Source organism: Pseudomonas sp. IT-P74, from assembly GCF_949768175.1.
Lineage (GTDB): Bacteria > Pseudomonadota > Gammaproteobacteria > Pseudomonadales > Pseudomonadaceae > Aquipseudomonas.
Map to the genome: position 1 here is coordinate 1 of NZ_CATKQD010000005.1, position 21,253 is coordinate 21,253.

General features: G+C 59.9%; 22 protein-coding genes and 1 tRNA gene. 18 read left to right on the forward strand and 5 right to left on the reverse strand.

The genetic code is table 11. The features are described from left to right. Window positions 1–174 precede the first annotated feature (174 nt). The 5 genes from ACM6J5_RS04625 (at window position 175) to ACM6J5_RS04645 (ending at window position 4,515) form a co-directional block, all read left to right on the forward strand. Window positions 175–408, forward strand: a complete 234-nt coding sequence (locus tag ACM6J5_RS04625) for a hypothetical protein (RefSeq protein ID WP_414927913.1) — start codon at window positions 175–177, stop codon at window positions 406–408. A gap of 210 nt (window positions 409–618) precedes the next feature. Next, window positions 619–963 carry a ribonuclease E inhibitor RraB gene (locus tag ACM6J5_RS04630; protein WP_414927914.1) on the forward strand — a complete coding sequence of 115 codons (345 nt, stop codon included), beginning with the start codon at window positions 619–621 and terminating at the stop codon, window positions 961–963. A gap of 373 nt (window positions 964–1,336) precedes the next feature. Beyond that, complete coding sequence (locus tag ACM6J5_RS04635; protein ID WP_007988088.1) at window positions 1,337–2,746, forward strand: circularly permuted type 2 ATP-grasp protein; 1,410 nt, start codon at window positions 1,337–1,339, stop codon at window positions 2,744–2,746. Between the two features lie 12 nt (window positions 2,747–2,758). After that, the gene (locus ACM6J5_RS04640; RefSeq protein ID WP_095945245.1) at window positions 2,759–3,709 is read left to right on the forward strand and encodes an alpha-E domain-containing protein; all 951 of its coding nucleotides are present in this window, start codon (window positions 2,759–2,761) and stop codon (window positions 3,707–3,709) included. Next, window positions 3,706–4,515: a transglutaminase family protein gene (locus ACM6J5_RS04645; protein WP_095945246.1), complete on the forward strand. Its 810-nt coding sequence runs from the start codon at window positions 3,706–3,708 to the stop codon at window positions 4,513–4,515. The genes ACM6J5_RS04640 and ACM6J5_RS04645 overlap by 4 nt, the downstream gene beginning before the upstream one ends. A gap of 118 nt (window positions 4,516–4,633) precedes the next feature. Here ACM6J5_RS04645 and ACM6J5_RS04650 read toward each other — a convergent pair whose 3' ends face one another. Next, window positions 4,634–5,455 carry a c-type cytochrome gene (locus ACM6J5_RS04650; RefSeq protein ID WP_095945195.1) on the reverse strand — a complete coding sequence of 274 codons (822 nt, stop codon included), beginning with the start codon at window positions 5,453–5,455 and terminating at the stop codon, window positions 4,634–4,636. 595 nt (window positions 5,456–6,050) lie between these two features. Between ACM6J5_RS04650 and ACM6J5_RS04655 the strand changes: the two genes are divergently transcribed. The 3 genes from ACM6J5_RS04655 to ACM6J5_RS04665 all read left to right on the forward strand — a co-directional run bounded on the left by ACM6J5_RS04655 (window position 6,051) and on the right by ACM6J5_RS04665 (window position 10,246). Next, window positions 6,051–7,256, forward strand: a complete 1,206-nt coding sequence (locus ACM6J5_RS04655; RefSeq protein ID WP_095945194.1) for an acetyl-CoA C-acetyltransferase — start codon at window positions 6,051–6,053, stop codon at window positions 7,254–7,256. A gap of 24 nt (window positions 7,257–7,280) precedes the next feature. Then, window positions 7,281–9,425, forward strand: coding sequence for a 3-hydroxyacyl-CoA dehydrogenase NAD-binding domain-containing protein (locus tag ACM6J5_RS04660; RefSeq protein ID WP_414927915.1), 2,145 nt, complete (start codon window positions 7,281–7,283; stop codon window positions 9,423–9,425). 98 nt (window positions 9,426–9,523) lie between these two features. Then, window positions 9,524–10,246 carry an amidotransferase gene (locus ACM6J5_RS04665; protein ID WP_095945192.1) on the forward strand — a complete coding sequence of 241 codons (723 nt, stop codon included), beginning with the start codon at window positions 9,524–9,526 and terminating at the stop codon, window positions 10,244–10,246. Between the two features lie 110 nt (window positions 10,247–10,356). On the opposite strand, the gene ACM6J5_RS04670 is transcribed toward ACM6J5_RS04665, so the two are convergent. From ACM6J5_RS04670 to ACM6J5_RS04680, 3 genes are all read right to left on the reverse strand, one after another. Beyond that, window positions 10,357–11,328: a magnesium and cobalt transport protein CorA gene (locus ACM6J5_RS04670; RefSeq protein WP_095945191.1), complete on the reverse strand. Its 972-nt coding sequence runs from the start codon at window positions 11,326–11,328 to the stop codon at window positions 10,357–10,359. A 160-nt stretch (window positions 11,329–11,488) separates the two neighbouring features. Then, window positions 11,489–12,211 (reverse strand): lysophospholipid acyltransferase family protein, encoded by a 723-nt coding sequence (locus tag ACM6J5_RS04675; protein WP_414927916.1) that lies wholly within the window; start codon window positions 12,209–12,211, stop codon window positions 11,489–11,491. A gap of 214 nt (window positions 12,212–12,425) precedes the next feature. After that, a complete protein-coding gene (locus tag ACM6J5_RS04680) occupies window positions 12,426–13,115 on the reverse strand; it encodes a crotonase/enoyl-CoA hydratase family protein (RefSeq protein ID WP_095945189.1) in 690 nt (229 codons plus the stop codon). A gap of 308 nt (window positions 13,116–13,423) precedes the next feature. Between ACM6J5_RS04680 and ACM6J5_RS04685 the strand changes: the two genes are divergently transcribed. From ACM6J5_RS04685 to ACM6J5_RS04725, 9 genes are all read left to right on the forward strand, one after another. Next, window positions 13,424–13,513: transfer RNA gene (locus ACM6J5_RS04685), tRNA-Ser, on the forward strand. Between the two features lie 348 nt (window positions 13,514–13,861). Beyond that, complete coding sequence (locus ACM6J5_RS04690) at window positions 13,862–14,116, forward strand: type II toxin-antitoxin system HicA family toxin (RefSeq protein WP_414927917.1); 255 nt, start codon at window positions 13,862–13,864, stop codon at window positions 14,114–14,116. Next, a complete protein-coding gene (locus ACM6J5_RS04695; protein WP_414927918.1) occupies window positions 14,113–14,445 on the forward strand; it encodes a type II toxin-antitoxin system HicB family antitoxin in 333 nt (110 codons plus the stop codon). Before ACM6J5_RS04690 ends, ACM6J5_RS04695 begins: the two co-directional genes overlap by 4 nt. Before the next feature lie 122 nt (window positions 14,446–14,567). Beyond that, window positions 14,568–14,888: a YbjQ family protein gene (locus tag ACM6J5_RS04700; RefSeq protein ID WP_150674224.1), complete on the forward strand. Its 321-nt coding sequence runs from the start codon at window positions 14,568–14,570 to the stop codon at window positions 14,886–14,888. A 146-nt stretch (window positions 14,889–15,034) separates the two neighbouring features. Beyond that, complete coding sequence (locus ACM6J5_RS04705) at window positions 15,035–15,223, forward strand: hypothetical protein (protein WP_095945198.1); 189 nt, start codon at window positions 15,035–15,037, stop codon at window positions 15,221–15,223. Window positions 15,224–15,535: 312 nt separating this feature from the next. Next, a complete protein-coding gene (locus tag ACM6J5_RS04710) occupies window positions 15,536–15,904 on the forward strand; it encodes a bacteriocin (RefSeq protein ID WP_095945186.1) in 369 nt (122 codons plus the stop codon). Window positions 15,905–16,018: 114 nt separating this feature from the next. Then, window positions 16,019–16,486 carry a YMGG-like glycine zipper-containing protein gene (locus ACM6J5_RS04715; protein WP_095945197.1) on the forward strand — a complete coding sequence of 156 codons (468 nt, stop codon included), beginning with the start codon at window positions 16,019–16,021 and terminating at the stop codon, window positions 16,484–16,486. Between the two features lie 16 nt (window positions 16,487–16,502). Beyond that, on the forward strand, window positions 16,503–16,685 hold the full coding sequence (locus tag ACM6J5_RS04720; RefSeq protein ID WP_095945185.1) for a hypothetical protein: 183 nt from the start codon (window positions 16,503–16,505) through the stop codon (window positions 16,683–16,685). Window positions 16,686–16,792: 107 nt separating this feature from the next. Further along, complete coding sequence (locus ACM6J5_RS04725; RefSeq protein WP_414927919.1) at window positions 16,793–17,005, forward strand: hypothetical protein; 213 nt, start codon at window positions 16,793–16,795, stop codon at window positions 17,003–17,005. A gap of 40 nt (window positions 17,006–17,045) precedes the next feature. Here the strand turns inward: ACM6J5_RS04725 and ACM6J5_RS04730 are convergent, their stop codons facing one another. Then, window positions 17,046–20,042 carry an RHS repeat-associated core domain-containing protein gene (locus tag ACM6J5_RS04730; RefSeq protein ID WP_414927980.1) on the reverse strand — a complete coding sequence of 999 codons (2,997 nt, stop codon included), beginning with the start codon at window positions 20,040–20,042 and terminating at the stop codon, window positions 17,046–17,048. Between the two features lie 412 nt (window positions 20,043–20,454). On the opposite strand from ACM6J5_RS04730, the gene ACM6J5_RS04735 reads away from it, so the two are divergent. After that, entirely contained in the window at window positions 20,455–21,150 is a 696-nt protein-coding gene (locus ACM6J5_RS04735) for an HAD-IA family hydrolase (protein WP_414927920.1), read from the forward strand. Window positions 21,151–21,253: the final 103 nt, after the last annotated feature.

Below are 21,253 nucleotides of genomic sequence, written 5' to 3' on the forward strand. Positions count from 1 at the left end.
GGACGTGAACGATGACGCGGGATGTCTGATTTAACGCGGCGTTCTCAAGTTTTTCGCGAGCAGGCTCGCTCCTACAGAGATCTACGATGGGTGCAGATCCACCGGAACAATCAGCCAGCTAACAAGGTCGAGATAGAGGTAAGCCCATCCATGGGTTTTACCAAGGAGGCACCAATGCAAAAGTGGAAAGTCACTTTCGTGGATGATCATGGCGAAACCATCAACGAAGTCTTTGAGTGCACCGAGCGCCCGGACTACGAGCGTGCCGCCAGGCTCATCAAGGCCCGGCTTCTTCCTGTCGCCGCCGAACTGGATCTGAACGATCTGGAAGGGCGGACCACTGATGCATGCGTCAAAGATCTCAAGTCCCAGAACAGCATACAAATCCTCGGCATTACTCCAATCTGAACGACACCTGTCGCATTCACATCCAGCCCTTGGCAGGGGCTCTATCTTGAGGCTACTCTGCAAGCGAGATCAGCGAATGAATCGCTAAGGTCTGGTCTTGTCAGCTCCATGCTTGTTTCCCGCCGGCACATCGGTTGCCGTCGCTCGCGCTGTTCGGTTGCGGGTGAGGGAGTACGGAAAGTCTATCCATCGGTTTGAGGAGGACGTTTCATGAGCACAGCCTATCAAGAAGACATCAGCAGCAGCGTGCTGCGCCGCATGAAAGAAGGCGGTTTTGACTTTTCACGGTTCCATCCCATCGAGTTCTACGCCATTTTCCCGGACGAGGAGCGGGCACGCAGGGCGGCAGGTCATTTTCACCGTGGTGAATCCCTGGATGCGCAAGTCAGTGTGCGCGACGATGGCGCCTGGGCGCTGGAGTTGTGCAAGGTCATGTATGCCACCTACGACGACATCGGCGACTTCGAACAGGGTTTCGAAGCAGTGGTCGAGCCTCTGGGCGGCGTCATCGAAGGCTGGGGTGTGAAACAGGAGGTACGAGGGCGACTCGCATAACCTTATGAACAGTGACAACCGGCAATGACGGCTGACCTTCGGGTTGGCCGTTTTCGTTTTCGCCGACAGGACATTGACCACGACCCCGTAGGAGCTGCGGTGCGGCGATCCGACTTGCCAGCGAAGGCGTCCCCGAAGAGCGACGCATGACTCATGGGCCCCTTCGCCAGCAAGCTGGCTCCTACAGACTATGCTGGTGATAGGCGATCACAGCGCCTTGCAATGAAGCGGGGGCGATCAGGTTGGGGCATTTGTCGCACAGGATTGGTGCGGTGCGTGCGTCTTGATTATCCAACTGATTGAAATCTAAGCGTTTATGCCGATGGCACGGGCCTTGCGAAGGTCTGGACGTCCGAGTGACAAGGAGTACGGCATGATCCGCACCTATTTTGACGAGATGTACGATGCCGGCGGCCAGGTCCGCCCGCATTATCGGGAGTTTGCCCGTTGGCTGGCCGAGACGCCTGACGAGCTTCTGGCACAACGGCGACGCGAGGCCGATCTGTTGTTTCATCGCGCCGGGATTACTTTCACGCTCTACGGGGACGAGCAGGGCACAGAGCGCCTGATTCCCTTCGACACCATTCCCCGCAGCATCCCCGCCAGCGAATGGCGGATTGTCGAGCGCGGCTGCATCCAGCGGGTCAAGGCGTTGAACATGTTCCTCGCCGACCTCTACCACGAGCAGCGCATCATCAAGGCCGGTATCATTCCGGCCGAGCAGGTGCTGGCCAACGAGCAGTACCAGTTGGCGATGCAAGGGCTGGATCTGCACCGCGATATCTATTCGCACATCTCCGGCGTCGACCTGGTGCGCGACGGCGACGGCACCTACTACGTGCTCGAAGACAATCTGCGAACTCCGAGTGGCGTCAGCTACATGCTCGAAGACCGCAAGATGATGATGCGCTTGTTCCCCGAGCTGTTCGCGGCGCAACGCATCGCCCCCATCGACCACTACCCGAACCTGCTGCTCGACACCCTGAAAAGCTCAAGCCCGATCGATAACCCGAGCGTGGTGGTGCTGACGCCGGGGCGCTTCAACAGTGCGTTCTTCGAGCATGCGTTCCTGGCGCGGGAAATGGGCGTGGAGCTGGTGGAGGGCGCGGACCTGTTCGTGCGTGACGACAAGGTCTACATGCGCACCACCGACGGGCCGAAAGCGGTCGACGTGATTTATCGTCGCCTCGACGACGCGTTCCTCGATCCCCTGGCCTTCAACCCGGAATCGATGCTCGGTGTGCCGGGGCTGCTGTCGTCCTACCGTTCCGGCAACGTGGTGCTGGCCAATGCCATCGGCACGGGGGTGGCGGACGACAAGTCGGTGTACCCGTTCGTTACCGACATGATCCGTTTCTACCTCGATGAAGAACCGATCCTGAAGAACGTTCCTACGTGGCAGTGCCGTAATCCGTCTGAGCTTTCCCACGTGCTGGCCAATCTGCCGGAACTGGTGGTCAAGGAAACCCAAGGCTCCGGCGGGTACGGAATGCTGGTGGGGCCGGCGGCGACGGCGGCGGAAATCGAAGCCTTCCGCGCGCGGATCATCGCCAAGCCCCATGCGTATATCGCGCAACCGACGTTGTCGCTGTCGACCTGTCCGACCTTTGTCGAAAACGGTATTGCACCACGCCACATCGACTTGCGGCCGTTTGTCCTGTCGGGTCGTGAAACCCGGGTCGTGCCCGGCGGCCTGACCCGTGTCGCCCTGCGCGAAGGCTCCCTGGTGGTGAATTCCTCCCAGGGTGGCGGAACCAAGGACACCTGGGTGGTTGAGGATTGAAGGAAGCGTGCCATGTTAAGTAGAACTGCCTCGGATTTGTATTGGATGTCGCGTTACCTGGAGCGGGCGGAAAACCTCGCCCGGATGCTCGACATCAGCTATTCGCTGTCGCTGATGCCGCAAGACGGTCGTGGCGACGGTTTGCACGAACTGGCCATGCCGCTGTTGATCACCGGCACCCTGGACGATTATCTGGAGCGCCATGGCGAGCTGCATGCCGAACGGCTGCTGCATTTCTTCGCCCTGGATGCAGCCAACCCGGCGAGCATCTACAGCTGCCTCGGTGCCGCACGGGCCAGCGCCCATGCGGTGCGTGGGCGCATCACTGCCGATATGTGGGAAAACATCAACGCCACCTGGCTGGAAATTCGCGGCATCGCCGAACAGGGCCTCAGTCGCTACGGCATGAGCCGTTTCTGCGAGTGGATCAAGGAACGTTCCCACCTGTTCCGGGGCGCTTCCTACGGCACCATCATGCGTAACGATGCGTTTCGCTTCATTCGACTGGGGACCTTTATCGAGCGGGCGGACAACACCTTGCGCCTGCTCGATGCCCGCTACGAAATGGCCGGCGACCAGGCCGAAGCGGTCAGCGATGGCACCGCCCATGCGTATTACCAATGGAGCGCGTTGTTGCGGGCGTTGTCGTCGTTCGAGGCCTACACGGAAATCTACCGTGACGCCCCCGGTGCCCGGCATGTCGCTGAATTGCTGTTGCTGCGGGCCGATGTACCGCGATCCCTGCGCGCCTGCACCGAAGAAATCGACCAGATCCTGGCGCAATTGCCGGGGGCCAACGGTCGTCCCGCACAACGCCTGGCGGCGGAAATGGACGCACGTCTGCGCTACACCGGCATCACCGAAATTCTCGACGAAGGTCTGCACGCCTGGCTGACCGAGTTCATCCCGCTGGTGCGCCAGTTGGGTAACGCGATTCACAGTTCTTATCTGGAGGCCGCATGAGACTTTCCATTAGCCACGAGACCACCTATCACTACGAAGACAAGGTGCGGGCGAGCATCCAGTATCTGCGCCTGACGCCCCACGACAGTGAGCGCCAGCACGTGCTCAGTTGGCAGCTCGACCTGCCGCGCCCGGTGCGGGCGCAACTCGATCCGTTCGGCAACATCCTGCATGTGTTGACCATGGACGAGCCCCACGAGGCGATCGTCATCGGCGCCCGTGGCCAGGTCGATATCGACGAATGGCGTGAGGCCGAACACGAGAGCCAGTCGGCACTGCCGTTTCTGCGCTTTACCCGTTTGACCGAAGCCGACGCCGCCCTGCGGGCGTTCGCCGAGAAGGAATGCAAGCAACGCCGCGACCGCACGGCGCTGATCGATCTGATGCACGGCCTCAACCAGCATATGACCTACACACCGGGCTCCACGGAAGTGGACACCAGCGCGGCCCAGGCCTTTGCCGGAGGCGCCGGCGTGTGTCAGGACCACACCCACGCGTTTCTCGCCTGCACCCGCAGCCTGGGCATTCCTGCGCGTTATGTGTCGGGCTATCTGTACAGCGAAAACAGCGAACACCTGGCCAGCCACGCCTGGGCCGAAGCCTGGCTGGACGACGCCTGGTACAGCTTCGACGTGACCAATGAACTGGCCCGGCCGGAACGCCACCTGAAGCTGGCGGTGGGCCTGGATTACCTGGATGCCTGCCCGGTGCGCGGGATGCGGCGGGGCGGCGGGTGTGAGCAGATGCACGCCAAGGTGCTGGTTTCACCGACGCCCGCGCCGGTGATCTCGGTGCAACAGCAATAACGGAAACACCGCCGAACCCTGTAGGAGCGAGCCTGCTCGCGATGGCGTCATGTCAGTCAATACTTCGCTGGCTGACACACCGCTATCGCGAGCAGGCTGGCTCCTACAGGTAAATGCATCACGGCTTCACCTTGCGCCCCACCATGTGCTTCAAATACCCCACCAGCATCCTCAGATCCCCATCCGGCAACACCTCGGCCGAGAACCCGGGCATCTTCGCCTGCGGCCACTGGCGCAAACTCTGTGGGTCGCGAATGTAGCGCTTGAGGAAGTCCGCGCCGAAGTACTCGGTCGGGTTGTACGGAATATTCAGGTCCGGTCCGAATTGCGCGTCCCCGTCGCCATTGAGTCGATGGCAGGCCAGGCAGTTCTTCTGGAACAACGCAAAGCCCTTGTTCACCGGATCATCCGCCTTCAACGCCGGATCGGGCAGCAGGGCAGGGAAGCGCTCGGCAACGGGCGCCAGGCGTTTGATGCTCGCCACCTGGAACGGCCATTGCTCGGGGCTGATGTTGCCGGCCTGCGGATTGCTCCAGACCAGATAGAACGGCCCGGCGCCTGGCTTGCCTTCGGAGAGCGGCGGCCAGGGTTTGGCCGGGTCTTCAATCGCCAGCCATGCCTGCGCACCCTGGGTATTGAGCAACGGCGCCGCTGTCATTTCGGCGGCAAAGCCATCCAGGGCCACGGCTTGCAGGTGGTCGTCAGGCTTGATGCCGGTCAGCAATGCCGACAGCGGCACGGCGCGGTAACTCATGTCACGCTTGTAGGAAACGTCGTTGCTGATGTTGATGGTTTGAACCTGAGGATGCTTGAGCAATTGCTCGGTCTGCCAGGTGCGACTGTTCGCGCCCAGCTCCAGATTCAGCTGTGCGGCATACAGGGGCGAACCGAACAGTGTGGCCCCGAGGAGAATGAGCATTTTCAAGTGATCGTCGTCCATGTCGTGTGCAAGTGCCGCAAAGATTGGCACAGCCACGCTGGCCCGGGTAGCGGGCCAGTCACATTTTGAGAGTGGCAATTCAAAAACTGTGACGCCGTAGCTTTTAGACGCGACTAGCCGATGACCTTGGTCAGGTTCGGCAATATCAATAACAGCGTGGTGGCGAAAAGGATGAGCCCGGCTTGACGTACTTTCGATTGTTTGAACATGGCTTGACCGCCTTTTTTGTTATTTCCTGATGCCTGCCCGCATAGCTCCATGATGGCAGCGCGTTGCACTTCCTGTAGTGACGAGTGCCTCGGCAAAACCCGACGACAACTTCGTACAAGTTCACCTTAGAGCCCGCGTTAAGCTTGGTTTAGATCCATTTCGTATGGTGTTCTTGCAATTCGCTTTAAAAAAGGCATGAGGCCTATTGCCAGCTTCTTTGGCGCCCGTTGGCTAGACAGCTTGGGGTCCTGAATGGTAGCTGACTACCGTTCGTCTGAGCGTGAGCGTCAACGTCTGTGAGCGCTGCGGTCATTGAATCAAACGCGGCTCGGGCCAAGAGTGGGCACTCGGTATTTACCCACCTGCACTGCGGTTCGAGGACGTCATGACCCAAGCATTGATTTTCGACGCGTTACGCACGCCCCGTGGCAAAGGTAAGGCCGATGGCGCCTTGCACAGCGTCAAACCGGTGAACCTGGTTGCCGGTTTGCTCAACGCACTGCAACAACGCACTGCGCTGGACACCAGCCAGGTCGATGACGTGGTGCTCGGCTGCGTGACACCGATCGGCGATCAAGGTTCCGACATCGCCAAGACCGCCGCTCAGGTGGCTGATTGGGATGTCAGCGTGGCGGGAGTCCAGATCAACCGGTTCTGTGCTTCGGGGCTGGAGGCCGTGAACCTCGGCGCGATGAAAGTGCGTTCCGGTTTCGAAGACCTGGTGGTGGTCGGTGGTGTCGAGTCGATGTCCCGGGTGCCGATGGGCAGCGATGGCGGGGCCTGGGCGCTGGACCCGGCGACCAACCTGCACAGTCAATTCACGCCACAGGGCGTGGGCGCCGACCTGATTGCCACACTTGAGGGCTTCAGCCGTCAGGACGTCGATGCCTACGCCCTGCATTCCCAGCAAAAGGCTGCGCGGGCGCGAGCTGATGGCTCGTTCAACAAGTCGCTGGTGCCGGTGCAGGACCAGAACGGCATCATCCTGCTCGATCACGATGAGTTCATCCGCGCCGAATCGACCCTGGAAGGCCTGGGCAAGCTCAAGCCGAGTTTCGAGATGATGGGGCAGATGGGCTTCGATGCCACCGCGCTGCGGGTCTACAGCCATGTCGAGCGGATCAACCATGTTCACACCCCCGGCAACAGTTCCGGGATTGTCGATGGCGCGGCGCTGATGCTCATCGGCTCCGAAGCCAAGGGCCGGGCGCTGGGCTTGCAGCCTCGGGCGCGGATTGTCGCCACGGCAGTCACCAGTACCGATCCGACCATCATGCTCACCGGCCCCGCGCCGGCGACCCGCAAGGCACTGGCCAAGGCCGGGCTGCGGGTCGAAGACATCGACTTGTTCGAGGTCAACGAGGCGTTCGCGTCGGTGGTGTTGAAGTTCATCAAGGACATGGCCGTCGATCCGGACAAGGTCAATGTCAACGGCGGTTCAATCGCCATGGGCCACCCGCTGGGCGCCACCGGTTGCGCCATCCTCGGCACGCTGCTCGATGAGCTGGAAGCCCGACGCCTGCGTTATGGCCTCGCGACCCTGTGTGTCGGCGGCGGCATGGGCATTGCCACCATCATCGAACGCCTCTGAGCCCGGACTTCAAGGAACCCCGTTATGAACGAAGCCATTCGTTACGAAAAAGACCAGGACCAGATCGTCGTCCTGACCATCGACATGCCCGGCCAGAGTGCCAACACCATGAACGCGGTGTACCGCGAGGCCATGGCTGACAGCGTTGCGCGCCTGGTGGCCGACAAGGACAGCATCGCCGGTGTGATCATCACCTCGGCCAAGAAGACTTTCTTCGCTGGCGGCGACCTCAATGAACTGATCAAGGTCGGCAAACCCCAGGCCAAGGCCTTCTACGACATGGTGCTGAGCCTCAAAGGCCAGTTACGCACCCTGGAAACCCTCGGCAAGCCAGTGGTTGCGGCGATCAACGGCGCGGCTCTCGGCGGCGGCTGGGAAATCTGCCTGGCCTGCCATCATCGCGTGGCGCTGGACAACCCGTCGGTGCAACTCGGCCTGCCGGAAGTCACCCTAGGCCTGCTGCCGGGCGGCGGAGGCGTGGTGCGCATGGTGCGTATGCTCGGCCTGGAAAAAGCCCTGCCTTATCTGCTTGAAGGCAAGAAGGTGCGGCCACAACAGGCGTTGCAGGCAGGCTTGATCGACGCGCTGGCGAGCGATCACGAAGACCTGTTGGCCAAGGCGCGAGCGTGGATTCTGGCCAATCCGGCGGCGGTGCAGCGCTGGGACGTGAAGGGCTACCAGATACCGGGTGGCACGCCGTCTAACCCGAAAGTCGCGCAGATGCTGGCGATTGCGCCGTCGATCCTGCGCAGCAAAACCCAGGGCACGATGCCCGCGCCGGAGAAAATCCTCTGCGCGGCGGTCGAGGGCGCCCAGGTGGATTTCGACACGGCGCACCTGATCGAAACCCGCTACTTCACCGAATTGACCACCGGTCAGGTCTCGAAAAACCTGATCGGCACGTTCTGGTTCCAGCTCAATGAAATCAACGCCGGCGGCTCGCGGCCCCAGGGTTTTGCGCCCTATGTCACCCGCAAGGTCGGCGTACTCGGCGCCGGGATGATGGGCGCCGGTATCGCGTTTGTCAGCGCGTTGGCGGGGGTCGAGGTGGTGCTCAAGGACATCAGCCTCGCGGCGGCGCAGAAGGGCAAGGCGCATTCGGCGGCGCTGCTGGACAAGAAAGTCGCTCGCGGACAAATGAGCCTCGAGCAACGCGACACCGTTCTGTCACGGATTCAAACCAGCGAAAGCGATGCCGACCTGGCCGGTTGCGACCTGATCATCGAGGCGGTGTTCGAGGATCGAGACTTGAAGGCCAGGGTCTCGTTGGCGGCGCAGAAGGTCGTCGGCCCGGACGCTGTGATCGCCTCCAACACCTCGACCCTGCCGATCAGCGGCCTGGCGTGCGCCGTGCCCGACCAGAGCAAATTCATCGGCCTGCATTTTTTCAGCCCCGTGGAAAAAATGCCGCTGGTGGAAATCATCAAGGGCGCCAACACCAGCGACGAAACCCTGGCCCGCGGCTTCGATTACGTCCTGCAAATCAAGAAAACCCCGATTGTGGTCAACGACAGCCGCGGCTTCTTCACCTCAAGGGTGTTCGGCACCTTCACCAACGAAGGCATCGCCATGCTGGGCGAGGGCGTGAGCGCGGCGATGATCGAGACTGAAGCGCGCAAGGCCGGCATGCCGATAGGACCGCTGGCGATCTCTGACGAAGTTTCCCTCAGCCTGATGAACCATATCCGTCTGCAAACGGCCAAGGACCTGCAAGCAGAAGGCAAACCGCTGACAGAACACCCGGCATTTTCCGTGATTGACTTACTGCTCAATGAGTTCAAGCGTCCCGGCAAGGCTGGCGGTGGAGGTTTCTACGAGTATCCGGCGGGCGGCCAGAAACACCTTTGGCCTGAGTTGAAAACCCGCTTCGAGAAAGCCGACGGGCAGATTTCTCCCAAGGACGTGCGTGATCGCCTGCTGTTCGTGCAAGCCATCGAAACCGTGCGCTGTGTGGAGGAGGGCGTGTTGACCTCGACGGCGGATGCCAACGTCGGCTCGATCTTCGGCATCGGGTTCGCCGCCTGGACCGGCGGTGCACTGCAGTTCATCAACCAGTACGGCGTGCAGGACTTTGTGGCCCGGGCGCAGTATCTGGCCAAGCAATATGGCGAGCGGTTCGCGCCACCTGCCTTGCTGCTGGAGAAGGCGGCCAAAGGGGAGGTGTTCTAAGGGGGGAGAGATGATGCATTTCGGGGCTTGCCTTGTCACAGCGTTTCAAGGCAGGCTCTGGGGTGTGCATTATTCCCATCACGTGTCAGGTATTTTTTATGTCGTTACGCATCTGCATTCTGGAAACCGACCACCTGCGTCCGGAATTGGTTGACCAATATCAGGGCTACGGGCAGATGTTCAAACACCTGTTTTCGCAGCAGCCGATTGCCGCCGAGTTCACCGTCTACAACGTGGTGCAGGGTGAATACCCAAGCGACGACCTGACGTTCGACGCCTATCTGGTGACGGGCAGCAAGGCCGACTCCTTTGGCACCGACCCGTGGATCGAAACCCTCAAGAAATATCTGCTGACCCGCTACGAGCGCGGCGACAAGTTGCTGGGCGTTTGTTTCGGTCATCAGTTGCTGGCGTTGCTGCTCGGCGGCAAGAGCGAGCGTGCGACCCAGGGCTGGGGCGTCGGCACCCACAACTACAAATTGGCCGCCAAGGCGCCATGGATGAACCCGGTGCGCGAAGAACTGACGCTGCTGATCAGCCACCAGGATCAGGTCACGTCGCTGCCGGAAAACGCCACGGTCATCGCTTCCAGCGATTTCTGCCCGTTTGCCGCCTACCACATCAACGATCAGGTGCTGTGCTTCCAGGGGCATCCGGAGTTCATCCACGACTACTCCCGCGCCTTGTTGGAGATTCGCCAACAGGCACTGGGCGAGCAGGTCTACTCCAAGGGTATTGCGAGCCTGGAACAGGAACACCACGGCACCACGGTGGCCGAGTGGATGATGCGGTTTGTGGCGCACAAGCCAGCAGCTGATTGAAATTAAAAACATCGCGAGCAGGCTCGCTCCTACATTGATCTCTGCAACACCGAAGATCGACTGTGGGAGCGAGCCTGCTCGCGATCGAGTGCGAAGCACTCGCCTTGGATTTAAAGCCACCCCGACTTCTTGAAACTTGCCCACAACCCCAGACAACCCACCGTAATAAACCCCAGCACCCCGAAATACCCGTAGTGCCAGGTCAACTCGGGCATGTTCTGGAAATTCATCCCATAGATCCCCGCCACCGCCGTCGGGAAGGCCAGGATCGCCGCCCAGGCCGCAAACTTGCGTTGTACCACGCTCTGGCGTGAGGCCTCCAACAGCACCCCGACCTCAATCGTCTGGCTGGCAATATCCGCCAGCGTCGTCAGGTCTTCCATCTGCCGCGTTACATGGATCTGCACATCGCGAAAGTACGGGCGCATGTTCTTGTCGATGAACGGGAAGCTCAGCCTCTGCAGTTCCTCTCCTATCTCGATCATCGGCGCCACATAACGACGCAAGCGTAAAACATCACGACGCAGGCCATGTAGCTTCTGGATGTCGTAATCATTCAGCGAGCCACATAACACATTGCCCTCCAGCACATCGATTTCCGCGTGAATGGCTTCGCCCATCGGCTGGTAGTTTTCGATCACGAAATCGAGGATGGCATAGAGTACGAAATCTTCCCCGTGCTCAAGCAATAGCGGACGCGCCTCACAGCGCTGTCGGACATGGGCGTAGGACGCCGAGTGACCGTTGCGCGCAGTAATGATGTAGCCATTGCCGGCAAAGATATGCGTCTCGATGAACTCGAGTTTGCCTTCGTGGCGGATGGGGGAGTAGGTCACGATGAACAGTGCATCGCCGAAGGTTTCCAGCTTCGGCCGGCTGTGCTTTTCCAGGGCGTCTTCGATGGCCAGTTCGTGCAGGTTGAACTGGCGTTGCAGATTATAGAGTTCCTCGGCGTTCGGCTCTTCGAGGCCGATCCAGACAAAGTGCCCGGGCTTTGCCGCCCAGGCTGCGCCTTCGTCAAGGGTAATATTGGTGACTCTCTTACCGGCGCTATAAACCGCAGCAGCAACAACTCTACCCATGATGGTGGTTCACTTCTTTTGGCAGCTTTCAATTGGCAACGAATGCATTGGCAGTGTGGATCAGCTTAGCCTCGCAGTGTTTGAGAGTCAGTTAAATCTGCCGAGTTCTGGGCAAAGACGCACAGGCAAAAGAAAACCCGCACCAGGCGGGTCTTCTTTTTCAGGCGGCTTGCAGTTGCCGGTCCATCGATTCGATGCATTCACGCATCTGCTCGCGGCACTGGGCGATCAGCATGGGCATGTCGTCCAGGCTCAATCCGGCGGTGGGAATCGCCGGCAACGAGCGAATCAGGATTTTCCCGCTGCGCCAGCGGTTCAATCGCATGTGTTTGACGTAACTGCTGACACACACCGGGACGATCGGCACCCCGGCGGCAATAGCCATCTGAAACGCGCCTTTCTTGAAGGGCAGCAAGTCCTCACCCAGATTGCGCGTGCCTTCCGGGAAAACCCAGATCGAAGTGTCTTTGTTTTGCAGGGTGTGGGTGGTGGTCAACATCGACTGGCGTGCCTTTTGCGCATTGCCACGGTCGATCAGCACGTTGCCGGCCAGCCAGAACAACTGCCCGAACAGCGGCACCCACTTCAGGCTCTTTTTGCCGATGCACACGGTGCGGCGGGGCACCACGTTGCCAAACACAAACAGGTCGTAATTGGACTGGTGATTGGCGATGATCACGCAGCTGTCGGGTTTATCCATCAACGGCCCGACTTCGGCTTTCACCCGCAAACGCAAAATACACATGGCCGGCCATGCGTACAGGCGTGCGCACAGGCGGCTGTTGTCCGGATTGAATGGCCGACACAGGCCGAGAATCACTCCCAGCACCCCCGCCACAATAAAGTGCAGGCTCATCAATGACATACGGAACAAAAACAGCATTTACAGGCCCCACCGGGACAAAAGGTGGCGCAGTGTACGGATGTGCACTGTTTTCGGCAATTGCTCCCAGGGAAGTGGGAGATGGCCGATGTTTGAGCTGATGTTGCCGACTATTTGGTCAGACGCGGTCTAGAGCGTTTGCAGACGTTTAACCAAGACACCTATGAAAAAGCCCGACACGACGGTCGGGCTTTTCGTTGCAGCAGTTCCGGGCTTAGCCCAAATGTTCCTGGTCCTGGATGATCGCGTTGTCCAGGGCCTCCAGCAACGCCTTGCGCACTTTCAGTTTGGTGTTCTTGTGCGCGGTCATGTTGATCTTCTTCAACTGACGAGCCGCCGCCAGCGCCGCGCCTTGCAGTTCTTCAGGCGAGACCACCACATCAAGGAAGCCGGCTGCCACGGCGCCTTGTGGATTGAACATCTCGCCGTTGACCACCGAACGCTGCAACGCCACTTTGTTCAGGCGGTCACGGGCGATCTCGATGCCTGCGTGGTGCATGGTCATGCCGATCTGCACTTCGTTCAGGCCGATACTGAATGGACCGTCTACACCGATGCGATAGTCGGCCGACAACAGCAGGAACGCACCCTTGGCCACCGCATGCCCCGAGCACGCCACGATCACCGGGAAGGGGTGCGACAGCAGGCGGCGGGCCAGGGTCGAGCCGGCGGTCACCAATGCCACGGCTTCCCTGGGGCCGGCCGTCATCACCTTCAGGTCATAACCGCCAGAGAGAATGCCCGGCTGGCCGGTAATGATCACCACCGCACGATCCGTCACGGCCCGATCCAGCGCAGCGTTGAACTCGGCAATCACATCCGGAGAGATGGCATTGACCTTGCCATTGTTCAAGGTCAGGGTCGCGATACCGTCTTCGAGATGGTAAGAAATCAACTCACTCATGACGCTATTCCTTTCAATAAAGTTGGGCAGACGTTACCCACCGCCGCAGGCCAGGTAAAGCGCCGTGGCTGACCCACCAGTCACCCTTTTCCCGCTCGCCAAGCGTAGCCCGCCGCGCCTGCCGCGCATTCCCCTCTATATAGAAGAGGGCACGAAGCCGGAGATTGGCCGGTTTGCCATGGCCCGGAACGACCGCAAACGCTGAATCGCGTTAACCGCATGAAAATTCTGAAAAAAATATTTGCCATCGGAAAAGCTTTCGACTACATTAGCGCGCCTCGACAGACAGAACTTGTTTGAAGAGATACGGTGAAGTGTCCGAGTGGCTTAAGGAGCACGCCTGGAAAGTGTGTATACAGGAAACTGTATCGAGAGTTCGAATCTCTCCTTCACCGCCACATTCAGTAAGCACAAACCCCTGACTTTCCTAGAGGAAGTCGGGGGTTTGTGGTTTTTGGTGTCTGAAAAGAAGACGCATCCCGCCCAAGCTAGGCCAGCAAGGTAGTGACCCGCTAAAAGCGCAGCAAGCGTAACGCTTTACGCAACTCTCGGAAATTGCCTACAACCCCGGCGAGAGTCACCCCGATATCCTGCCTGCCGTGAAAAACAAACGCTTCCACACGAAAACGCCGCTTTCCTGTTCTGGATAAGCGGCGTTTTTTTAAGCGCGCGTTAGAGGCCTCTCCCACGCATCAGCGATGTCATTCGCGGTTGCTAAACCCTATTCGGTATCATGATATAATACCATGAATAATAAACAGCTCAGCACTCTCAAAGCCTTATTTTCAAGACCAGCCTCGGCAACCATGGAGTGGTCCCGCATCGAATCCTTGTTCGGCGCTGCAGGGGCCAGAACCGTCGAAGGCCATGGTTCGCGAGTACGTTTTGAACTGAATGGCGTGGTGGCCACTTTTCACCGGCCCCACCCCGACAAAGAAGCCAAACCCTACCAGGTGCGTGACGCCAGGGCTTTCCTTGAACAAGCAGGAGTTATCCCGTGAACGTAATGAACTACAACGGCTACTCAGCCCGGATCGAGTACAGCGACGAAGACGGCCTGTTCGTCGGCCACATTGCGGGCATCAAGGATGTTGTCGGGTTTCACGGCGAGTCAGTCAAAGAACTTCGCACCGCATTCGAAGAGGCCGTCACCGATTATCTGGAGACTTGCGCCAAGCTTGGTCGCAACCCACAGAAACCCTATTCAGGCCATCTCAGTCTGCGCCTGGCCCCAGCCCTTCACGCGACGGTTGCTGTGAAAGCTCAGTTAGCCCACAAAAGTATCAATCAGTGGGTCGCTGATGTTCTTCAACGCGAGGCCCATGTTTAGGCAGTGAATATCCGGCAGTGGACTGCTCAAACTCTTCGAACGGCCAGCAACTCGGCCAACGATCCCGTCACGTTGCCGGCGTTTGATGCGTTGGCTGAATATCTGAACAGGAAGGAACCCCCATGATCATCACCACGACCCACGCCATCGAAGGCCGGCAAATTACCGCCTACCTGGACATCGTCAGCGCCGAGTCGGTGCAAGGGATCAATGTTGTCCGCGACGTGTTTGCCGGGATGCGCGACTTTTTCGGCGGGCGTTCCCAGACACTGGAACGAGCGTTGAAGGAAGCGCGCATTCAGGCCACCGATGAGATCAGGGAGCGGGCGCTGGCGCTTGGGGCGGACGCGGTGGTCGGGCTTGATTATGAGATCAGCATGCCGGCCGGCAAGGGCGGGATGGTCGTGGTGTTTGTGGCCGGGACGGCGGTCAAGTTGAGGTGAAAGGTGAGAAGCCATTCGTCGGTCACGGGAAAATCCGAACAGCGGGTCTGTTGGTGACCGGCTAGTCTGAAAAACCTTGGCGATCGATATTCTTTCAGGCAAAGGGTTTGCCGGTGTCGATCGCGCGTTTTGAAAGGGGTGAAGAGATGGCTGATCCATATATCGAGGACGATGGCGCAGAATTTCCGATCAACAACGCCGTGCGGTGTGGTCAGACCCAGTATGTGGCGAGTTTCGGCGAGGACCAGACTGAGGTCGGCAAGATCAAGACCAGGGCGTGCCGGGTACTGAAGGGCAAATTCTTACCCAGGGTGACAGCACCGGTCAGGAAGTAACCGAACGTTAGACAGACCCCGTCATAGAACGGGGTTTTTTGTGTCTGAAAAATTTCATGACAATTTTTTTGAAGGGAGTGATTTTTCACAAACTTTTCACAGGTCCCTTCGTAATCTCGACTCATCCGTTAGAAAGCAACACCTGGCCCGTTTCCCCAGCGGGCTTTTTTTTGTCCGCGATAAAACCTTTTCGGTAAACGCTGTCCAACCGTCGCCAATCGCGAAGTTGGATCGGTGTGCTGGACTTTATCCGCGCAAAAGCATTCAATCTCGCCCCCTTTTTGTGTACCCCTATTTTTTGAGGTTTTTGTCATGCGTTTAACACTGCCCGCTCTGGTTCTGGGGCTTCTGGTTGCTCAAGGTGCAATGGCTGGTGACGGCACTGCCGCGCTGGGCGGTGGCTTGGGCGGCGCATTGGGTAACGTGGTCGGCCAGAAGATGGGCGGCAGCACTGGCGCAGCGATTGGCGCGGGCGTCGCTGGCGCGGCGGGCAGTGCAGTTGCCGCCAAAAAAGGTCATCGCACCAGCGCTGCTATCGGTGGCGGTGTTGGCGCGGCCGGTGGTTCGGTGATCGGCAATAGCCTTGGCGGCAAGTCCGGCGCCACCATCGGTGCTGGCCTGGGCGGTGCATTGGGCGGTGGCGTAGGCAGCAACCTGGCCAAGGGTCACAAGGGTCACTGATCCTGATTGTGCATCTAAAAAGAGCCCGGCTTGATGCCGGGCTTTTTCATTTATGAACGTTTTACGGTGCCGCGGCTCAAATCTTCCATACCCCTGAAAAATGTGAGGCACGCCATGGACCCGAAAACCAACGGCAAGAAAACCGCAAGCCTGAGTGCTCGACGATTGATGTTGCCTGCGATTGTTTTTGGATGGCTGATCTCTCAGGCGGCACTGGCGGGAGGTAATGGAGATGCCGCGGTGGGCGGTGGTCTTGGTGGGGTGTTGGGCAACGTTGTCGGTGGTCAGGTGGGCGGTAGTACGGGAGCAGCGATTGGTGCAGGTGTCGGCGGAGCGGCCGGCAGTGCCATTGCCGCACCCAAGCGCAGTCGCACCGAGGCGGCGGTAGGTGGTGGTTTGGGCGCGGCGGGTGGATCGGTGGTCGGCAACAGTCTTGGCGGTTCGACCGGATCGGCCATCGGCGCAGGCCTGGGCGGTGCAGCCGGCGGTGCGGTCGGCAATGATCTGGGGAGTGACAGCGGTCATTCCCATTCCGGTAACGGTTATAAACATTCGAACAAACACCACAAAAAGCATCGCTAGTTGAGTGAGGCATCCCATGACAGTGAAAAGCAAAGGCAAGGAAGAAAAAGACCCGAGCGGACTGCCATCTATCAACGATCCCGGCAATGAAGATCCGGGATCGCTGATGGATGATGCGACGGTGCCGCTTAATGATGCTGATGATTTGGGCGATGTGGGGAATATCGAGTTTGACGATGAGGAGGAGGACGAAGATTGATCGAGCCGAGTTGGTGGATTGACTGGTTGTCCAGCTGAGCGAACGCGTCCATCGCCCGGTCCTCGTCAGGTCGTGACCTGCACTTCAGGTCACACGAGAGGTGCGATATGAAGACTGATCGGAAAGTCCCCGACGCTGATGAAACACCGGAGTATCCGCTGCCGTCGCCTACCGATTCCTTGAGCCGCGATCAACGACCGCCGGACGATGATGATGCAGGTGTGGAGCAGGTTCCGAGCGAGGACGATATTGAGGCCGATTCCGATGATCGGGACGATGGCGCGGGTGCGGGTGAGCCAGCTATTACGAAACGACAGTGAGCAAGCCCGGGACTCCCGTGAGTCTGCGTGATACGCGTATTTATTCGAAGGTTGGAGAGGGCACACCAGGCTCCCCCACATCAACCTTTGCCCCTCCTTCCCCAAATGGAGCCGAGCATTCCGGCTTGTTCGCCTGCGGGCAATTCCCGTCCAACCCCAATGGATTCACCCACCCTGTCGGGTTCCGGGTGTACCGATACGGGTTCAACCCACCGGCCAGCTTGACCGGATCCGGTGTCAGATAGCGACCGATGTCGGGATGGTAGTAGCGATGGCGGTTGTAGTGCAGGCCGCTCTCGGCGTCGAAGTATTGCCCCTGGAACCGTAGCGGCTGTTCGAATCGTTCGCCGGCGCCCTGGCTCAGTTCGCGGAGTTTGCCGTAGGCGGAGTATTTCGCCGACCAGACGATGGCACCACTGTAGCTGGTCAGTTCCTGCGGGGTGCCGAGATGGTCGAGTTGGTAGTAGAACGGGCGGACGTCTGCCCGGCCCTTGCCGTCGAGCAGCGCCAGCGGGCGGAAGCTGCCGGGTTCGTAAATGTAACTGCGGTAGTGTCGGGGAGCGCTTTCCGCGATGAGCCGGTCGCCTTGCCAGAAGAATTGCGTGGTCTGGCCGTCGACGGTTTTGCGGATGCGCCGGCCGAAGGCGTCGTAGCGGTAGCTGACACCTTTACCGTCCGGGGTGCTGATACTGATCAGGCGGTGCTGGCTGTCGTAAGTGTATTGGGTGACCTGAGGCGGCATACCGCGGTGTTCTCGGATCAGGTTGCCGAAGACGTCGTAGACGTAGTGGCTGTTGCAATGGCGGCGCAGGCGGTTGCCCTGGTGCACGAACGGGCTCGGACGGCCGTGGATCTGCAGGTTGCCGGCCGGGTCATGGGTGAAGCTCTCCGCGAACGGGTCGCGGGCGTGGTGTGCGCCGGTCAGGCGATCGAGTGCATCGTATTGATAGTGGCGTTGGCCCCGACGGCTGTCGGCAATCTGCAGGAGATTGCCCTTGGCGCTGTAGGCATACTCGCGGCTGTACAGCGGTCGTTGCTTTTGGCTGACGGCATGGGCCTGCAAACGGCCTTGCTCGTCGTAGGCGTAATCGCTGAGCAGCAGGCCCTGTTGGCGTTGCTGTTCGCGCCCGCCGACAAAACGGTGGCTGGTCAGGCGCGTGCCATTGAGATCGATGGCAGTGAGGACGCCGCCCTTGGCATGGTGGTAGACAAGGACACAGTCGTCCGGCAGGCGCAGTCGCTTGAGCCGACCGCAGGCATCGTAGACGTAACGCAGGGTGACCCGGCCCTGATGCTCGGTGATCAGCCGGCCCTGGCAGTCGTATTCGAACGCCAGCGGATGGTCCTGACCGTCATCGACGCGGACCAGTCGCCCGAAGTTGTCGTAGTGGTACTCGACCTTGATCCCGTCGGGCAGGGTCTTGAGCAATAGGCGCCCGGCACTGTCGCGTTGGTACTGCGTGACGAGTTGCGAACCGTCGTCGCCGAACTCGGTTTTCTCCAGCAACTGACCATTACCGTCATACGCATAAGTGGTACGACGGCCATCGAAGCCGGTTTCCTGTCGGATCAATCCGCCTGGCGTGTAGTCCAGCCGATAGGTGTCGCCGACCTCGTTTTCGATCTCGGTGAGCAATAGCTGCGCATGATCGTAGCCGTACTTCAGTGCGCTGCCGTCGGGGTTGATCCGACGGCTGACCAAGTGCAGGTCGTCGGCGTATTCGTAACGGGTTACCCGTCCCAGTTCGTCGGTTTCGGCGGTGACCTGGCCGTAGGCGTTGTAGCGACAGGCACGGCAGGCACCGGTGGGCAGTGTGGTCCGTGTCAGTCGACCCACGGCGTCCCACTCATAGCTGGTGACCGCACCGTGTTCGTCCTGCCCGGTAATCCGCCGGCCCAGCACATCGTAGGAAAAAGTGCGCTGGGTACCGTCCGGCAAAGTCTCCTCCAACAGTTGCCCCAAGGCGTTCGAGACAAACCGGTGACTGCTCTGGTCGGGGAATCGGATTGTCAGCAAGCGCCCCTGCGGGTCGTAGACATAGCGGGTGATCTGTCCGTCCGAATCAGTAACGGCAGTGATATCGCCCTGGAGATTGCGCTGACAGGTCCACGTCTCCTGACCCCGCGTGTGGGTGTGCAGGACGCCGTGACGATACTCGCAGGACGTGGGCGCCTCATTCTGCGCAAGCAGCGTAACCAGCCGACCGACTTTGTCATATTGGTATCCGGTGACGGCGCCGAGGGCGTCCTGCTCAGCGATCAGGCGGCCTTGATCGTCGTAGGCGTAACGCGCCTCCATTTGGGTAAACGAGGCCCAATGATGGATGCAGCGGGCTGCCTTGCCGGAGCGTTCCCACGCCCAGAAAAAACTCGCGCCACCAGCCAGTTGCCGTTGCAGGATGACGTGCTGCTCGTCGTAGTCATAGCGCTCGCTTTCACCCGCGGCGTTGGTTGCCTCGATCAAGCGCTGGCGGGCGTCGTAGCGGTAGCTGACCAGTGTCTGTTCGGTGCGCCAGGTGTTCGTCTCGGGATCGCCGCGCTGAAACACCTGATAGTCGACGGCCACCAGGTGCTTGAGGTCGTAACGCAGCAATAAGGCGCGGTCGGCGCCGTTGTCCAGGCGTTGGATCCGGTCACAGCGGTCCCGCTCTACTGTCAGGCGGTTGCCGTAGGCGTCGCTGATCGCGCTGAGCCGGCCGTCATGAAAGTGGTAGAACCGCGCGCGGTCGCCGGCCGGGGAAAGGATCAGTTCGTCCGGCTTCTCGCCGAGGTAAATCGCCGCCCGCGACAGGCTGTTGTGGAGCACCGGCCGCGTCGCCGTCGGGCGGGGAAAGGGTGTGCGGCGGTTTTCGGGGTCGATCCACAGTACCTTATCGCCGTGGAGTTCCAGGTGCTGGGACAGTGAATGGCTCCAGCCAAAACCGAGGCCGCTGTCGATTTCAACGGCACTGGTGCGATAGAGGCGGGTGAAATCGAAGGGCAGGATCCCGTCGAGGGTGCCGTCGGTGAGGGACAGCAATCCTTCGCCGGTAACCATCGACACCGGGCCGTTGTGGGTGGCGGTTCGCTCGACGGTGTCGGCGCTGTCGTCGTTGGGGTTTTTCGCTTGCCTGGAGGCGTCCTCGCGGCGTTCCTGCCTACCGGAGCGAAGTGTCAGGGGACCGCTGGCGGGGCATGCCAATACCTCTTGGGGATCGAACATCTGCTGTCTTTCGCTTGGCGGAGTATGGAGCGCGAAACTCTGCGGGGGATCAGCGAGGAAAGAAGTCGGGAAAGGTGGCGCTTGCTGTAGGGCGATTCGCTAAATCGCGGAGGGCCATTCGGCGTCGATTGGGATTTGATCATTGCTCTGGACCGGTGGCGCTCGCTATGCTGCTGAATCCTTTAATCCATGGGGCATCGGCCGTACCTGAGCTGCCCGGGATGACTTAGAAAACGGATCAGATGCGATGAATGCACCACTGAAAGCAATCGGCCCGATCAAGGCCGTGATTTTCGATATGGACGGCTTGTTGCTGGATACAGAGGGCATTTACACCGAAGTCACGTCCATCATCGCCGCGCGTTACGGCCGGACGTTCGACTGGAGCATCAAACAGAACATCATTGGCCGGGGCGCAGGCGATCTGGCGCGCTATGTGGTTGAAGCGCTGGACTTGCCGATTACGGCGCAAGAATTTCTGGTGATCCGCGAGCCGCTGATGCGCGAGCGTTTTCCTACAGCACAGGCAATGCCCGGCGCACAGGAACTGGTACGGCATCTGAAGGCCAACAACATTCCCATTGCCGTGGGCACCAGTTCGTCGAGTCAGTCGTTCGGCCAGAAAACCACCTTGCACCGCGACTGGTTCGCCCTGTTCGACTTCATCGTCACCGCCGATGACCCCGAGGTGGGCGCGGCCAAACCGGCACCGGATATTTTCCTGACGGCGGCGCGGCGCCTGGGTGTTGCACCCGAAGATTGCCTGGTGTTCGAGGATTCGCCTTTCGGTGTCACCGCGGCGAAAGCGGCGGGGATGACGGCGATTGCAATTCCGGATGCGGCAATGGCCGACGCCAGGTACGCACATGCCGATGGCATTCTTCGTACGCTGAGGGCGTTTGTGCCGAGTGCTTTTGGTTTGCCGGCGCTTGAGTGGACCTAGCCAAAAGACGGCTCGACTCTGGCCAATGTGGGAGCGAGCCTGCTCGCGAAGGCGGTGTTTCAGACAACATCAAGGTGTCTGATACTCCCTCTTCGCGAGCAGG

Coding starts and splice junctions, on each gene's coding strand:
- ACM6J5_RS04715 (WP_095945197.1), top strand. CDS start 16,019: ATGGACCCGAAAACCAACGGCAAGAAAACCGCAAGCCTGAGTGCTCGA.
- ACM6J5_RS04630 (WP_414927914.1), top strand. CDS start 619: ATGAGCACAGCCTATCAAGAAGACATCAGCAGCAGCGTGCTGCGCCGC.
- ACM6J5_RS04655 (WP_095945194.1), top strand. CDS start 6,051: ATGACCCAAGCATTGATTTTCGACGCGTTACGCACGCCCCGTGGCAAA.
- ACM6J5_RS04635 (WP_007988088.1), top strand. CDS start 1,337: ATGATCCGCACCTATTTTGACGAGATGTACGATGCCGGCGGCCAGGTC.
- ACM6J5_RS04700 (WP_150674224.1), top strand. CDS start 14,568: ATGATCATCACCACGACCCACGCCATCGAAGGCCGGCAAATTACCGCC.
- ACM6J5_RS04730 (WP_414927980.1), bottom strand. CDS start 20,042: ATGGTTACCGGCGAAGGATTGCTGTCCCTCACCGACGGCACCCTCGAC.
- ACM6J5_RS04725 (WP_414927919.1), top strand. CDS start 16,793: ATGAAGACTGATCGGAAAGTCCCCGACGCTGATGAAACACCGGAGTAT.
- ACM6J5_RS04645 (WP_095945246.1), top strand. CDS start 3,706: ATGAGACTTTCCATTAGCCACGAGACCACCTATCACTACGAAGACAAG.
- ACM6J5_RS04735 (WP_414927920.1), top strand. CDS start 20,455: ATGAATGCACCACTGAAAGCAATCGGCCCGATCAAGGCCGTGATTTTC.
- ACM6J5_RS04705 (WP_095945198.1), top strand. CDS start 15,035: ATGGCTGATCCATATATCGAGGACGATGGCGCAGAATTTCCGATCAAC.
- ACM6J5_RS04720 (WP_095945185.1), top strand. CDS start 16,503: ATGACAGTGAAAAGCAAAGGCAAGGAAGAAAAAGACCCGAGCGGACTG.
- ACM6J5_RS04660 (WP_414927915.1), top strand. CDS start 7,281: ATGAACGAAGCCATTCGTTACGAAAAAGACCAGGACCAGATCGTCGTC.
- ACM6J5_RS04665 (WP_095945192.1), top strand. CDS start 9,524: ATGTCGTTACGCATCTGCATTCTGGAAACCGACCACCTGCGTCCGGAA.
- ACM6J5_RS04625 (WP_414927913.1), top strand. CDS start 175: ATGCAAAAGTGGAAAGTCACTTTCGTGGATGATCATGGCGAAACCATC.
- ACM6J5_RS04710 (WP_095945186.1), top strand. CDS start 15,536: ATGCGTTTAACACTGCCCGCTCTGGTTCTGGGGCTTCTGGTTGCTCAA.
- ACM6J5_RS04670 (WP_095945191.1), bottom strand. CDS start 11,328: ATGGGTAGAGTTGTTGCTGCTGCGGTTTATAGCGCCGGTAAGAGAGTC.
- ACM6J5_RS04690 (WP_414927917.1), top strand. CDS start 13,862: ATGAATAATAAACAGCTCAGCACTCTCAAAGCCTTATTTTCAAGACCA.
- ACM6J5_RS04675 (WP_414927916.1), bottom strand. CDS start 12,211: ATGCTGTTTTTGTTCCGTATGTCATTGATGAGCCTGCACTTTATTGTG.
- ACM6J5_RS04650 (WP_095945195.1), bottom strand. CDS start 5,455: ATGGACGACGATCACTTGAAAATGCTCATTCTCCTCGGGGCCACACTG.
- ACM6J5_RS04640 (WP_095945245.1), top strand. CDS start 2,759: ATGTTAAGTAGAACTGCCTCGGATTTGTATTGGATGTCGCGTTACCTG.
- ACM6J5_RS04680 (WP_095945189.1), bottom strand. CDS start 13,115: ATGAGTGAGTTGATTTCTTACCATCTCGAAGACGGTATCGCGACCCTG.